This is a genomic window from Streptomyces sp. NPDC007808, assembly GCF_042868655.1.
Lineage (GTDB): Bacteria > Actinomycetota > Actinomycetes > Streptomycetales > Streptomycetaceae > Streptomyces.
This window is the reverse complement of sequence record NZ_JBIAEQ010000006.1, coordinates 253,846-268,325: the sequence shown is the minus strand read 5'-3', so window position 1 is coordinate 268,325 and position 14,480 is coordinate 253,846. Positions and strand designations below refer to the sequence as shown.

General features: G+C 71.3%; 11 protein-coding genes. 9 read left to right on the top strand and 2 right to left on the bottom strand.

Annotated features, from left to right (window positions below):
* Positions 1 to 6 precede the first annotated feature (6 nt).
* Positions 7 to 816 carry an SGNH/GDSL hydrolase family protein gene (locus tag ACFYNL_RS23570; RefSeq protein WP_388806671.1) on the bottom strand — a complete coding sequence of 270 codons (810 nt, stop codon included), beginning with the start codon at positions 814 to 816 and terminating at the stop codon, positions 7 to 9.
* 315 nt (positions 817 to 1,131) lie between these two features.
* Between ACFYNL_RS23570 and ACFYNL_RS23565 the strand changes: the two genes are divergently transcribed.
* The 7 genes from ACFYNL_RS23565 (at position 1,132) to ACFYNL_RS23535 (ending at position 10,915) form a co-directional block, all read left to right on the top strand.
* Complete coding sequence (locus tag ACFYNL_RS23565; RefSeq protein ID WP_388806669.1) at positions 1,132 to 2,337, top strand: S8 family peptidase; 1,206 nt, start codon at positions 1,132 to 1,134, stop codon at positions 2,335 to 2,337.
* Positions 2,338 to 2,539: 202 nt separating this feature from the next.
* Positions 2,540 to 2,938, top strand: a complete 399-nt coding sequence (locus ACFYNL_RS23560; protein WP_388806667.1) for a hypothetical protein — start codon at positions 2,540 to 2,542, stop codon at positions 2,936 to 2,938.
* Position 2,939: 1 nt separating this feature from the next.
* Positions 2,940 to 4,037: a GNAT family N-acetyltransferase gene (locus ACFYNL_RS23555; RefSeq protein WP_388806666.1), complete on the top strand. Its 1,098-nt coding sequence runs from the start codon at positions 2,940 to 2,942 to the stop codon at positions 4,035 to 4,037.
* Between the two features lie 393 nt (positions 4,038 to 4,430).
* On the top strand, positions 4,431 to 5,252 hold the full coding sequence (locus ACFYNL_RS23550) for a glycosyltransferase family 2 protein (protein ID WP_388806664.1): 822 nt from the start codon (positions 4,431 to 4,433) through the stop codon (positions 5,250 to 5,252).
* A complete protein-coding gene (locus ACFYNL_RS23545) occupies positions 5,249 to 6,265 on the top strand; it encodes a glycosyltransferase family 2 protein (RefSeq protein WP_388806662.1) in 1,017 nt (338 codons plus the stop codon). Before ACFYNL_RS23550 ends, ACFYNL_RS23545 begins: the two co-directional genes overlap by 4 nt.
* A complete protein-coding gene (locus ACFYNL_RS23540) occupies positions 6,262 to 7,062 on the top strand; it encodes a polysaccharide deacetylase family protein (RefSeq protein ID WP_388806660.1) in 801 nt (266 codons plus the stop codon). The genes ACFYNL_RS23545 and ACFYNL_RS23540 overlap by 4 nt, the downstream gene beginning before the upstream one ends.
* Positions 7,055 to 10,915, top strand: a complete 3,861-nt coding sequence (locus tag ACFYNL_RS23535) for a lipopolysaccharide biosynthesis protein (RefSeq protein ID WP_388806658.1) — start codon at positions 7,055 to 7,057, stop codon at positions 10,913 to 10,915. The genes ACFYNL_RS23540 and ACFYNL_RS23535 overlap by 8 nt, the downstream gene beginning before the upstream one ends.
* Before the next feature lie 24 nt (positions 10,916 to 10,939).
* Here the strand turns inward: ACFYNL_RS23535 and ACFYNL_RS23530 are convergent, their stop codons facing one another.
* Positions 10,940 to 12,352 (bottom strand): xylan 1,4-beta-xylosidase, encoded by a 1,413-nt coding sequence (locus ACFYNL_RS23530; RefSeq protein ID WP_388806656.1) that lies wholly within the window; start codon positions 12,350 to 12,352, stop codon positions 10,940 to 10,942.
* A gap of 177 nt (positions 12,353 to 12,529) precedes the next feature.
* Here ACFYNL_RS23530 and ACFYNL_RS23525 point away from each other — a divergent pair, with 177 nt between their 5' ends.
* Positions 12,530 to 13,627 carry a DUF5925 domain-containing protein gene (locus tag ACFYNL_RS23525; protein WP_388806655.1) on the top strand — a complete coding sequence of 366 codons (1,098 nt, stop codon included), beginning with the start codon at positions 12,530 to 12,532 and terminating at the stop codon, positions 13,625 to 13,627.
* A 49-nt stretch (positions 13,628 to 13,676) separates the two neighbouring features.
* Entirely contained in the window at positions 13,677 to 14,468 is a 792-nt protein-coding gene (locus tag ACFYNL_RS23520) for a DUF72 domain-containing protein (protein ID WP_388806653.1), read from the top strand.
* Positions 14,469 to 14,480: the final 12 nt, after the last annotated feature.

Below are 14,480 nucleotides of genomic sequence, written 5' to 3'. Positions count from 1 at the left end.
GGAGGATCAGGCCGCGCTGTTCAGCACCGGCAGGTAACCACCCGACTGGCCCGCGGCCGTCGGGTGGTACGACTCGGGGATGTTCAGCCAGTTGACGGCATGCATCCACGAACTGCCGGAGCAGATCTCGTGACCGGTGAAGGTGGGCCGTACGTCCCCGAAGGTGAACCCGTGGTTCAGGGCACGCTTCTCGGTGGCGGCGTCGATGTAGTCGGCCGCGTCGTTGAGCGCCCTGCGCTTGGTCTCGGACAGGCCGAGGCACGTCGACACTCCCAGCTTGTAGAAGCGGGGGTAGCCGAGCACGACCACATGGGCGGACGGGGCCTTGGCCCGGATGGCCGAGTAGACGGTGTCGAGCCGGCCGGGCAGCGTGGAGTCGACGAACGCCTTCGCGGTGTTGATCCGTGAGACGCAGGCGCTGTCGGACTGGAGCACACAGGTCTGCATGATGTCGGAGAAGCCCGCGTCGTTGCCGCCGATCGTGATGGACACCAGCGTGGTGGAGGAGCTGAGCGGGCCGAGCTGACTGGCGGTCACATCACTCGTACGAGCGCCCGAGCAGGCCGTGAAGTCGAACGTGGAGGGTGAGTTCGCGGCGGCCCACAGGTACGGGTACGCCTTCGTGCTGCGCTTGCAGTCGCCGCTGGAAGTGATGTAGCTGCCCGCTCCCAGGCCGGCGGAGTAGGAGTCGCCGAGGGCCACATAGCCGCCGGTGGCGGCGGTGTCGGCGGCGTTCGCGGTGGCGGTCCCGGTCAGGACGGTGCCGACGGCGAGGAGGAGTGAGGCGACGTATGCGGTAAATCGGGAACGTCTCATGGAACCTCCCTATAGCAGGATCTCTGCCATAACCGTCGTACCAACTACGCGTGTTGACGGGAAGTGTCCATGCCAAGACTTTCGGGACCATTGCGGTCCCGTCCTGTGCGTTCGCTGTCGGTTCGATTTCATGCTCATGACAGCATTGTTGACAGCTCATCAACTCCCTTGTCGCGCACGCCGGGACCACAGATCCTTTACCTCGACCCGGACGGGAACGCGACGTTCCGGGCCGTGCGCGCGAGCACGCGCGCACCCCCCACATCGCGCGCACCCCACCCCCGTGCGCGCCGCCTGGAGGAGGACTCCCTCGTCATGGCACAACTGCGTAGCAGCAAGCTGCGGTTCGCCGCGATAACCAGCGTGGCGACCGCCGCCCTCGTGGGCGGGCTCACCACCCTCCCCGCCCACGCCGCCCCGGCCGAGGGCAGGGTCCTGGCCGCCGGTTCCCCCACGGCGATCAAGGACAGCTACCTCGTCACCCTCAAGAAGGACGCGGGCCTGAAGGCCGCTTCGAGCGCCGGCAAGAACCTGATCAAGGAGTACGGCGGCACGGTCGACAGGACGTTCCGCACCGCGCTGAACGGCTACACCGCGACCCTCTCCGCGACCGAGGCGAGGAGACTCGCCGCCGACCCGGCGGTGGCCTCCGTCGAGCAGAACCAGCGCGTCCGGACGGACGCCACGCAGTCCAACGCCCCGTGGGGCCTGGACCGCGTCGACCAGAGCGCCCTTCCGCTCTCGCGCACCTACACCTACCCCGACAGCGCGGGCAGCGGCGTGACGGTGTACGTCATCGACACCGGCGTCCGGATCACCCACAGTGACTTCGGCGGCCGCGCCTCGTACGGCTACGACGCGGTCGACGGCGACACCACCGCCCAGGACGGCAACGGCCACGGCACCCATGTGGCCTCCACCGTCGCGGGTTCCACCTACGGTGTCGCCAAGAAGGCGAAGATCGTGGCGGTACGGGTGCTGGACAACAGCGGTGGCGGCACCACCGCGGGCGTGGTCGCGGGCATCGACTGGGTGACGGCCAACCACTCCGGACCCTCCGTCGCCAACATGTCGCTGGGCGGCGGTGCCTCGGCCGCCCTGGACACGGCCGTACGCAACTCCATCGCCAGTGGTGTGACCTACGCCGTCGCGGCCGGCAACAGCAACGCCAACGCCTCCTCGTACTCCCCGGCCCGGGTGTCCGAGGCGATCACCGTCGGCGCCAGCACCAGCACCGACGCCCGTTCCAGCTTCTCCAACTACGGCTCGGTCCTGGACGTCTTCGCGCCGGGCTCCTCGATCACGGCGGGCTGGCACACCGGCGACAGCGCCACCAACACCATCTCCGGTACGTCCATGGCGTCGCCGCACGTCGCGGGCGCCGCCGCGGTGTACCTGGCGGGCCACACCTCCGCCACCCCGGCCCAGGTCGCCTCGGCGCTCACCGCGGGCGCCACCACGGGCGCGGTCACCGGAGCCGGCTCCGGCTCGCCGAACCGGCTCCTCAAGCTCGTGCCGTGACGCACTCTCGCACCACCTGAACCACCGTTCCCCGGAGGCCCGCCGCCTCCGGGGAACGTCCGTGTCGACGCCGGATACGAACAGATGTCAAGAGGCCGTGCGCATCTTGACGGCCGACGCGGCGCTGCGCGACATTGAAGCCCGGCATCCGGCGCTTCGGGGGGCAAAGTCGCCAATGCAGACCTTACGCAACAAGACAGTTATGTCTCAGGAAACCGAGCGGGCGCGACCAGGACCGGGGAGGGACCTGGTACCGCTGCTCGCGGGCGCCGCTACGGCTGTGGGCGGACTCGGCGCGGTGCTCGCGCTGGTCGACTCGGGCTCACCGCTGCGCGGCCCGTTCACGTTGTTCTTCCTGCTCGCGGCGCCGGCCGCGGCGATCGCCGCAGCGCTGCGCGGGCTGGAGCCCTTCGGCCGCACCGTCGCCGCGGTCGCGGGCGCGGTCGTCGTCGACATGCTGGTGGCGCAGGGCATGCTGGCCGTGCACCGGTGGTCGGTACGCGGCGGGATCGTGGCGGTGACCGCGATCAGCGCCCTCATTCTCGTGCTGGTTCTGGTGCGGCGGCTGCGCGGCCGTACGACGCGAAGGCGGACTGACTGACGTGGACATCAGCGTGTACCGCCCCGGCGAGCTCGGCTCCGCCGACCGGGCGGCGTGGACGGCGATGCAGTCCAAGGCGCATCTCCAGGGCTCGCCCGAACTGGGCAACCCCTTCCTCTCCCCCGAGTTCGCGCTCGCGGTCGGCCGCTGCCGGCGCGGGGTGCGGATCGCGGTCGTACGAGAAGGCGGCGAACCGGCCGCCTTCTTCCCGTTCCAGCGGACGCCGACGGGGGTCGGCAGGGCCATCGGCCTCGGTGTCTCCGACGCCCAGGGAGTGGTGCACCGACCCGGGTTCACCTGGGACGCCCGGGAGCTGTTGAAGGCGTGCGGGCTCGCCGTCTGGGAGTTCGACCACCTGGTGGAGGGCCAGACGGCGTTCGCGGCGCAGGCCACCGGCCAGTACCCGTCCCCGGTCATGGACGTCGACCGGGGGTACGAGACCTACCTGAGCCAACTGCGCGAGCGCTCACCGAAGTTCACCCGGACGACGCTCGCCAAGGAGCGCAAGCTGGGGCGGGACCACGAGGACGTGCGCTACGTGCACGACGAGCGTGACCCGGCCGCTCTGCGCACGCTGATGGCCTGGAAGTCCGCGCAGTACCGCAGGACCGGCCGCAGCGACCGCTTCGCGCACGAGTGGATCACCCAGCTCGTGGAGCACCTGTTCCACAGCCGTTCCGAGCCGTTCGCGGGGATCCTGTCGGTGCTGTACGCGGACGGCAAGCCGATCGCCGCGCACTTCGGGCTGCGTACCGAGCGGGTGCTGGCGTGCTGGTTCCCGGCCTACGACCCGGCGTTCTCGAAGTACTCCCCGGGGCTGGTCCTGCATCTGCGCATGGCCGAGGCGGCCGCCGCGGACGGCATCGCTCACCTGGATCTCGGGCGGGGACAGAAGGAGTACAAGGACTCCCTGAAGACACGCGAGCTGACCGTGTCGGAGGGGTGGGTGACCCGGCGTCACCCGGTCGCGCTCGGACACCGGGCACGGCGTGCCCCGGTCCGGGCGCTGCGCAACACCGTGCAGGCACGGCCGGAGCTGTTCGAACCGGCGGACCGACTCCTCAAGCGTGTGGGGAAGATCCGCTCGGGGCGGGGGTAGCGGCCGGGCCAACCGGGCCGGTTACGGTCAAAACCAACAAAAACGTGAGAGCTCGTTCCAGCTCTTGCCATACAGTCTCAATCATCAATACCGTCGTACATCTCACCCGCATCGGACTGTCATCATGCGGCTCCAGGGGAGGGCTCAGGTCCGCGACAGTCCCGGCGCGGGGCGCGGTAGGGGGGTGCTCGGTGACGGTGTCCGCACATGTCGCCGAGTCGTGCCGCGCGACCGGCCGCCGGTTCTGCGGTGGTCGGCCACACATGCCAGCTCGCCGTGCGCGCGCGGAGGTCCACTCCTGCGTGCCGTGAGGTGAGAACCCCCCTTTCGAACCGGACACCTAACCGGGCCGCCCAGGGGCGGGCGGTCCACCGGACGAGAGGGACCAGACTCATGAGCTCAGTTCTGCGCCCGGCGGTCGCGGACCACGGTCCGTCCACAGCCGGCAAGTACCGGCCCGTCTCCTCGCACCTGGCCATCGCACCGCCGGTGAGCGTGGTGATCCCGGCCATGAACGAGGCGGAGAACCTGCCGTACGTCTTCAAGACCCTGCCGGACTGGATACACGAAGTGGTCCTGGTGGACGGCAACTCCACCGATGACACCGTCGAGGTGGCCCGCGAGCTGTGGCCGGACGTCAAGGTCGTGCGGCAGCGCGGGAAGGGCAAGGGGGATGCCCTGATCACCGGGTTCGAGGCGGCCACCGGCGACATCATCGTGATGGTCGACGCGGACGGCTCGGCGGACGGCAACGAGATCCTCAGTTACGTCTCCGCCCTGGTCTCGGGCGCGGACTTCGCCAAGGGGTCCCGCTTCGCCAACGGCGGCGGCACCGACGACATGACGCCGATCCGCAAGCTCGGCAACTGGGCGCTGTGCACCGCCGTCAACCGCAAGTTCGGCGCCCGCTACACCGATCTCTGCTACGGCTACAACGCGTTCTGGCGGCACTGCCTGGACAAGATCGACCTCGACTGCACCGGCTTCGAGGTGGAGACCCTGATGAACATCCGGGTCGTCAAGGCGGGACTGAAGGTGCAGGAGATACCCAGCCACGAGTATCTGCGCATCCACGGCACGAGCAACCTGCGGGCCGTGCGGGACGGGCTGCGGGTGCTCAAGGTGATCCTCAAGGAGCGCTCCAACCGGCGCGCGCTGCGCAGCCGGAACCACCCCTCCCCGATGCTCGACTCGGTGCGGGGAGAGGTGTCTTGAGCGGTCCCGACATCTCCGTCGTGATCTGCGTGTACACCGAGGACCGCTGGGAGGACATCCTCGCGGCGGTCTCCTCGGTGCGGGCGCAGACGTATCCGGCGTCGGAGACGCTGCTGGTCGTCGACCACAACGAGGCACTCCTGGACCGGCTGGCCAAGGAGTACAAGGAGTCCGCCGAAGGCGCCGCCGCGGTGCGGGTGCTGGCCAACGCGGGCCCGCGCGGCCTGTCCGCCGGTCGCAACACCGGTATCGCCGCCTCGTCCGGCGAGGTCATCGCGTTCCTGGACGACGACGCCGTGGCCGAGCGCGACTGGCTGAAGCACTTCGCCGCGGGATACGCCGACCCGCGGGTCATGGCGGTCGGCGGGCGCACGGAGCCGATCTGGGCGTCGGGCCGCCGGCCGGACTGGTTCCCGGAGGAGTTCGACTGGGTGGTCGGCTGCACCTACCGCGGGCTGCCGCGCGGACGCGTGAAGGTGCGCAACGTCCTCGGCGGCAACGCCTCCTTCCGGCGTACGGCGTTCGACGCCGCGGGCGGCTTCGCCAGCGGTATCGGGCGCGACGGCGACCGGCTGCCCCTGGGCTGCGAGGAGACGGAGCTGTGCATCCGTCTCACCCGGGCCCGGCCGGACGCGGTCCTGCTGATCGACGACCGCGCGGTGATCCACCACCGGGTGCCCGGTCCGCGCGAGCGCTTCCGGTACTTCCGCACCCGCACGTACGCCGAGGGCCTGTCGAAGGCGCTGGTGGCCCGAAGTGTCGGCGCCGACAAGGGACTTGAGTCGGAGCGCCGGTACACGACCCGGGTGCTGCCGGCCGGGGTGGCACGGGGGCTGCGGGACGCGCTGCTGGCCCGGCCGGGCGGCGCCGGACGGGCGGGCGCCATCGTCGCGGGGGTGCTGACCGCGGCCGGTGGGTACGTCGTGGGGAGTGTCCGGGCGCGCCGCGGCGGCGTCGCGTACTCGGTGGCGGCGGTCGAGGGGGCACCGGGCATCGAGGGGGGACCGGGATGAGCGACCCGCGCGTACCGATTCTCATGTACCACGCCGTCTCCACCGCGCCGAACGACGCCACCCGCGCTCTGTCGGTGGCGCCGGAGGCGTTCGCGGAGCAGATGGCGCTGATCGGCGACCTGGGCCTGACCCCGGTCACCACCGCGGATCTCGCGGCGCGCTGGCGCTCGGGCAGAGCGCTGCCCGAGCGGCCGGTGCTGATCACCTTCGACGACGGCTACGAGGGCGTGCACCGGCATGCCCTGCCCGTGCTCGCCGAGCACGGCTTCCCGGCCACGGTGTTCGTCTCGACGGGCTGGTTGAAGGGCCCGCACGACACGGGCGGCGGCCTGGACACCATGCTCGACTGGGACCAGGTACGCCAACTCGCCGCGGCCGGCGTCGAGATCGGCGGCCACAGCCACACGCATCCGCAGCTCGACCAGCTCCCCGACGACAGGCTGCGCTCCGAGCTGATCCTGTGCAAGGAGATCATCGGCGACCAGCTCGGTACCGTCCCGGCCTCGTTCGCCTACCCGTACGGCTATTCCAGCCGCCGGGTGCGCGAGACGGTGCGCGAGACGGGGTACGCCCAGGCGCTCGCCGTCAACAACGGACTCGCACGGCGGCGGCAGGGGCCGTACGCCCTCACCCGTCTGACCGTGCGCCGCGGCACCGGCATCGAGGAGTTCGCACGGATGGTCGAGGGCCGTGCCCTCGCCCGTACCTTCGCCCGGGACCGTGCCCTCACCCGGGGGTACGCGCTGGTCCGCAGAGCACGACAGGTCCGCCGGAAGGCCATTCGTTCCCGTGTCTGACACGACGACCACGACCGAGCCCGCGTCGACCGACGCGGCGGCGCCCGAGCGGTCGGGGCGCCGGCTTCGCCTGCCCGGCATGGGCAGGTCCTCCGGAGGCAGCCAGCTGTTTCGCAACGCCTACGCCCTGATGATCAACACGGGCATCTCCGCCGTGCTGGGGCTCGGCTTCTGGTTGGCCGCCGCCCGCTACTACTCCGAGACCGCGGTCGGGCAGGGTTCCGCCGCGATCGCCGCGATGAAGTTCCTCGCAGGGTTGACGGCGGTGACCCTGACGGGGGCGCTGGCGCGTTTCATCCCGGTGGCGGGGCGCGGGAGCGGCCGTCTCGTCTTCCGGACGTACGCGGGCAGTTGCGTCGTGGTGGCGCTGGCCGCGGGCGTCTTCCTGGCGACCCTGGACCTGTGGGGGCCGTCGTACCGGTTTCTGCACGGGGCGGCGGGCGGGCTCTTCTTCGTCGTGGCCGTCGTCGCCTGGAACCTGCTCACGCTGCAGGACGGCGTGCTGACCGGGCTGCGCAGCGCGGTGTGGGTGCCCGTCGGCAACACCGTGTTCTCCGCCGTGAAGCTGGCGTTGCTGGTGGCCTTCGCGGCGGCGATCCCCACCGCCGGTGTCTTCGTGTCGTGGGTCGCGGCGATCGCGGTGTCGGTGCTGCCGCTGGGCTGGCTGGTGTTCCGGCGCCTCGTGCCACGGCATGTGGCGGCGACCGAGGACCACGCCCGTCCGCCGTCCCTGCGGGAGATCGGGAAGTTCCTGGCGGGCGACTACACCGGCTCGCTGTTCTCGCTGGCCGTGGTCTACCTGATCCCGGTGATCGTGGCCTCGCAGGTGTCCGCCGAGGACAACGCGTACTTCTACATCACGGCCACCATCGGCGGCACCGTCAACCTGCTCGCCATCAACATGGGCGCCTCCCTCACCGTCGAGGGCTCGCACGACCCGCGCCGGCTCGCCGCCCACACCCGCGCGGCGCTGCGGCGCATGGCACGGATCATGGTGCCGGTCTGCGCGGTCCTGTTCTTCGGGGCCCCCTGGATCCTGGGCGTCTTCGGTCAGGGCTACGCGGACGCGGCCACCCCGCTGCTGCGCTGGTTCGCCGTCGGCGCGCTGCTGCGGGTCGTGATGGAGACGTACTTCGCGGTCCTGCGCGCCCAGAGCCGCACCGCGGGGCTGGCCTGGCTGCAGGGCCTGCTGTGCGCCCTGGTGCTCGGACTGACGCTGCTGCTGCTCCCCCGCATGGGCCTGACCGGCGCCGGAGTCGCCGAGATCGTCTCCCTCGCGGTGATCGTCGCGATCGCCGCGCCCAAGCTGTACCGGACCGCGCGGGCCACCGCCGGGGAGATCCCCGAGGACACGGCCCCCGACGGTGACCTCGCCGACCTGGGAACGCGCGACGCGGCGGAGGGGGCGCGCAGGCGGGGACCGGCCTGGGCGCTCGACACCGACACCCTCGCTCTGGGCATCCACGTCGACTTCGACCACCTGGAACGCCGGCCCGACGTCCGCCCGGGGCCGGGTACCCCGCCCACCGGCTCCCCGCTGATCCGGCCGGATGACCGGCCCGCCCGGGTGCGCGAGCCCGGCACGGGGGAGCCGGCACGGACGGGGGTCCCCCCGTTCGAGCGCGTTCGCGAGTGGGGGAGGGAGCCCGGCTCGGAGGCGTCGCTGGGTCCCGCCGAGGTGGACGCGCCGTTCGACCGTGCCGAGTTCGACACGGAAAGGGACGGCGAGGGTGCGGTACCTCAGAAGCACGAGGAGGCCGTCGTACGGGAAGAGCCGCCCATGCACGAAGAGGCCGTACGACCGCCCGAAGCGCCCTCGCTCAGCCGGCGGGAGCGCCTGCTGCCCACCCGGCTCGGGGTCGTCCTCGGCTGTCTGCTGATCGCGGCGCTGCTGCTGTACTGGGTGCCGGCGTTGCGGCTCGGCGAGGCCGATCTGGACGGCATGGGCGGGCTCGGGCTGGTCTCGGTGCTGCCGCCGACGACGCTGGCCGGGGCCGCGCTGCTCGCCGTGGTGTTCGCCTCGCTGCTGTGGCTGGGCCGCGAGCACCGGGCGCTGCTGCTGGTCACGCTGCTCGCCACGGTCGTCTCCCTGCACTCCCTGCCCGCGCTGGTCGAGACCGAGCCGCGGTTCGCGACGGCCTGGCAGCACCTGGGGTTCCTCGACTACATCGACCGCACCGGGTCGGCCGTTCCCGACCTGGACGCGCGCTGGAGCTGGCCCGGGTTCTTCGCGGTGGCCGCGTTCGTCGCGAAGGCCTGCGGGGTCGGCGACCTCACCGAGGTCATCCGCTGGTGGCCGCTGACCATGCAACTGCTGTATCTGGTGCCGATGTTCCTGCTGGTGCGCTCGATGCGGGCGAGCTGGCGCGCGAAGTGGACCGGCATCTGGGTCTTCGTGCTCAGCGGCTGGGTGGGCCAGGACTACTTCTCACCGCAGGGCTTCACCTACCTCCTCTATCTGGTGTTCGCGGCGATCCTGCTGGTCTGGTTCCGGGCGCCGGGGGTGATCTGGACGAAGCGCCGGCCCGGGGAGATCGAGGTGGAGCCGACGAACCGGCGGCAACGGGCCGTACTGCTGGTGGTCGTGACCGGACTGTTCGCGGCGAGCGTCCCGGCCCACCAGCTGACGCCGTTCGTGATGCTGGGCGTGCTGACGGGGCTCGTCCTGATCGGCAAGTCGGAACTGCGGGGCCTGCCGATCCTGTTCGGTGTCATGGTGACGGCCTGGATCGGGTTCCTGGCCGAGCCGTACTGGTCCGGGCACTTCGACGAGCTCTTCGGCGGGGTCGGCGGCGTCGGCTCCAACGTGTCGTCCTCCGTCTCCGGCCGGATCGAGGGCGGCAGCTCCACCCACAAGCTCGTGCTGTACACACGCGTGCTGCTGGCCGGCGCCGTGATGGCCTTCGCCTGCTGGGGCTGGTGGCGCCGACGCTTCCACCACTACACGGAGCGCTCCCTGCTCGTCCTCACCTTCGTGCCGTTCCTCGGCTTCGGCATGCAGTCCTACGGCGGTGAGATGGCGCTGCGGGTCTTCATGTTCGCCCTGCCCGGGGCCGCCCTGCTCACCGGACTCGCCCTGTTCCCGCGTACCGGCGTCACCGCGAAGGAGCGCGACAAGGACCGGGTGAGCCTCGCTCCGCTGGCCGCGCTCATGGCGGGCCTGGTCCTCATGGGCGGCTTCCTGGTGGCCCGGTGGGGCAACGAGCCGTTCGAACGGGTCCGGCCCGGCGAGGTCGCCGCCATGGAGTACGTGTACGCCCATGACGACCCGAGCCTGCGAGTGCTGTGGCTGAGCGACGATCCGGTGAACGTGGTGACGCCGTCGATGCCGTGGGGCGCGAAGGACATGGAGAAGGTGGAGTACCTGCCGACGCTCGCGCCACCCGACCCGGTACTGGTGTCGGGGCTGGTGAAGGCGCTGAAGGACGCCGGTCCGAACTCGTATCTGATGATCAACCGCGGTCAGGTCACGTATCTGCGGATGGACGTGGGCTATTCGGCGACCTGGGAGTCGCGGCTGATCCGGAACCTGGACGAGCGGCGGGAGCTGAAGAAGGTCTTCGTCAACGCCGACGTCACGATGTACGCACTCAGGAAGCAGCCTGCGGGCGAGGTCCCGAAGGCCGATCCCGGCCCGATCGGGCCGCAGGTGACCTGGACGCCGTGGTCGGTGGTCGGAGGGCTCGCGGCGGTCGCGCTGATCGTGCTGCTGCTGGCCCGCGAGATCGTCCGGGTCGCGGTGACGCCCGGTGTGCGGCAACTGCGGTGGCTGCAGAGCAGCTTCTGGTTCTCGCTGCCGCTGCTGGCCGTGCTGGTGGCTTCGCTGGTCCAGCGGTTCCTGACGATCGAGTGACGGGGATCGGGGAGGTCAAGTGGCTCAGCGCCGCAGCCACTTGACCTCGTAGGCCTGCAACTCGACCTTCCTGCCGTCGATCTTCGCACTGGTCTGCCGGTCGAGGGTGTTGACCGCCAGAACCACCTCGGAGGTGGCCAGGACCCGGACGTCGGGCTCGTCCACGGACACGTTCTCGTAGTCGGTCGCGGGCCTGAACTCCCGGGCGAACCGGGAGAGCAGGTCGTACATGGGCAGCTTCTGTCCGCCGCGCGCGGTGTAGGTCGGCGTCCACAGGCAGCCGGGGCAGTCGGTGCCCTTCTCCTTCTGCGGGTTCCAGTAGAAGGCCGAGGTGGCGCCGCCCCTGGCCAGTGCCATCAGCCCGGCGGCCTGGACGGCGACGCGGCGGGGCTCGGACCAGCCCTTGCGGTCGTCGTTGCCGTCGGCGGGCTCGACGTAGTACTCGGCCCACCACAGCGGCAGGTCGCCGGTCTGCTCGCGCACCCACCGGCTGACGTCCGTGAACTTGTCGGTGGCCGCGAACTCGTCGGGCAGGAGCTCGTCGTCGCGGGTGTAGCTGGAGCCGTCCACCACGACGAAGTCGGCGCCCGCCTTGTGCCTGTTCCAGTACCGGAAGGCGTCGACGGTGCGCTGGTCCAGGGCGCCCCAGGGGCCCTGGAGCGCCTTCGAGGCCTCCTGCGCACGCGGGTCGACGCTGTCCATCACGAGGTACGGTCCGCCGACCATGATGTCCGGGTCGACCTTCTTCAGCGCCTTGTGGACCAGGTTGTAGAGCCGGGTGTAGCCCTCGTGGTCCCAGCGGCCCTCGGCGTCGTTCCAGAAGCCCTTGAACTCGTTCCACACGATGAAGTGCCGTACGTCCGGGTAGCGCTTGGCGACGGTCACGGCGAGCGCGGCGAAGTCCGCGTAGTGCTCGGGCTCGGGCGCCGTCTCCAGGGCGGCCTGGCTCCAGTCCGTGTTGCCGACGCCGGCCTCGCCGCCCTTCATCCAGTCCGGAGCGCAGCACAGCGTGACGACGGGTGTGCTGCCGGAGGCACGGATGAAGTCGATACGGCTGTCCATCGCCTCGAAGTCGTAACGCCCCTCGACCGGCTCCGGATTGTCGGCGCCCCAGCCCATGACGTGCTGGATCTGCGGCAGCCCCCCGGCGTCCGCGAGGCGTCCCTCGACCCGCTCGACGGCGGCGGAGTCGCCCTCGTCGGCGCTGAACCGGGTGTGCGTGAACCCCCAGCCCACCTCGGGGTTCGTGGCGTCCGGTGCGGCGGTCGGGCTGCCGTGCACCTTGTCGCCGTCGCGCGTGGTGCCCGCGGTGCTCGTGCCGTTGCCGGGAAGCGTGCTGAGCAGGGTCACCAACAGGGCCAGAGCGGCCGCGCCCACGCCGAGCAGCGCGGTGAGCCGCCACCGCCCCGCCCCCGAATTCCACCCATGACGTCCCATCAAGGACAACGGTAACGGGGGTGGCGGGGGTGTGGGCAGGTTTCGTCGGTACCCGATCGCGTCCCGGGGCCGTCGGGGCACGGCGGCGGCCTTTGCAGGACACCGGGCGTGGACCGTTGGCGGGACGTACCGCGGAAACCGGGTGCACGGGGGCGCCGGGTGACAGATCATGGCCGCATGTCTGCGAACCCACACGACGCTCTGCCGATCCGGCTCAACGTCGACGACAGCGACTCGCCGTCCGACGTCGTCGACGCGCTGTTCCTCGGCCGCTTCGCGACGGGCGAGCAGCCGTACTCGCACGCGGTGAACATCGACCGTGTCAAGTCCGGGGTGACGCTGCTGCCGCCGGGCGCCCGCGTGCTGCGCGCCGCCCGCGACGACGACCGCAGCGCGACGCTGGCCGAGGGCGACGGCTGGACCCTGCTGATCTCCCGCTGGAACCGGGGCGCCGACGTCACGGTGACGGCGACCAGCGAGGAGCTGGCGGCGCGCGTGCTGGGCGAGGCGACGGACGGCGCGGCGGACGAGCCCGAACCGCAGCCGGAGAACGTGACCATGGGGTTCTGGTACGTCTCCCCCAGGCGGGGCCCGCACCGCACGACCCGGCAGATCTCGGCGGGCACCTGGGACGAGGTGCGGGCCAACTACACCGCGCCGGTCGCGGACGCCATGGACCGCCTGATGAAGACGACCCCGCAGGACATCGCGGGCCGCCTGCTCCTGCTGCACGGCCCGCCGGGCACCGGCAAGACCTCGGCGCTGCGGACGCTGGCCCGTTCCTGGCGTGACTGGTGCCAGGTGGACTGTGTGCTGGACCCCGAGCGGCTGTTCAGTGACGTCGGCTATCTGATGGACATCGCGATCGGCGAGGAGGACGCGACGGGCAAGGGCCGCTGGCGGCTGCTGCTCCTGGAGGACTGCGACGAGCTGATCCGCGGCGAGGCGAAGCACACGGCGGGCCAGGCGCTGTCGCGGCTGCTGAACCTGACGGACGGCCTGCTGGGCCAGGGCCGCAACGTCCTGGTGGGGGTGACCACCAACGAGGACCTGGAGCGCCTCCACCCGGCCGTGGTCCGCCCCGGCCGCTGTCTGGCCCGCATCGAGGTGGGGGCGCTGACGCGCCCGGAGGCGGTGAGCTGGCTGGGGACCGAGGAAGGCGTCGGCCGGGAGGGCGCCACCCTCGCGGAGCTGTACGCGCTGAAGCGGGGCACGTCTCCGACGTCGCTGCCTCAACCGCGGGAGGGGTCCGCGGACGCGGGGCTGTATCTGTAGGGTCCCCGCTGTTCGGGCCGGGTGCGGCTCGCGGTGCTTTCATGGACGTATGACGTTGTTCGTCGGTACGTCGGGGTGGCAGTACAGGGACTGGCGGGACGTCCTGTACCCGGCCGATGTGCCCATGCGGCTGTGGCTGGAGGAGTACACGGCGCACTTCGCGACGGTCGAGATCAACAATGCCTTCTACCGCCTTCCGACGCGGGAGAACTTCGAGGCGTGGCGGGACCGGGTGCCCCAGGACTTCGTGGTCGCGGTGAAGGCGAGCCGCTACCTGACCCACATCAAGCGGCTGCGGGAGCCCGAGGAGCCGGTGAACCGCCTCATGGCCCACGCCCGGGGCCTGGGCGACCGCCTGGGCCCGGTCCTCCTCCAGCTGCCGCCCACGCTGAAGGCGGACGCCGGACTGCTGGACGCCTGTCTGTCCTGCTTCCCCGCCTCGACACGGGTCGCGGTGGAGCCGCGGCACGACAGCTGGTGGACCCCCGAGGTGCGGGCGGTCCTGGAGGCGCGGGGCGCCGCCCTGTGCTGGGCGGACGTCAAGGCCCACCCCGTGGCGCCGCTGTGGCGGACGGCCGGCTGGGGATACGTCCGCTTCCACGAGGGCCGCGCCCGGCGATGGCCGCACTACGGCCGGCAGGCCCTGGACACGTGGGCCCACCGCATCGCGGACACCTGGTCCGCCGACGACGACGTGTACGCGTACTTCAACAACGACCCGACGGGAGCGGCGGTGGAGGACGCGATGACCTTCGCCCACGCGGCGGCGGCGACGTCCCTGCGGCCGACCCGGACCCCGGACCACTTGCCGGCCGGCGCCCGGCGCTCGGCTCCCGCCTGAGCCGGCGCCGGC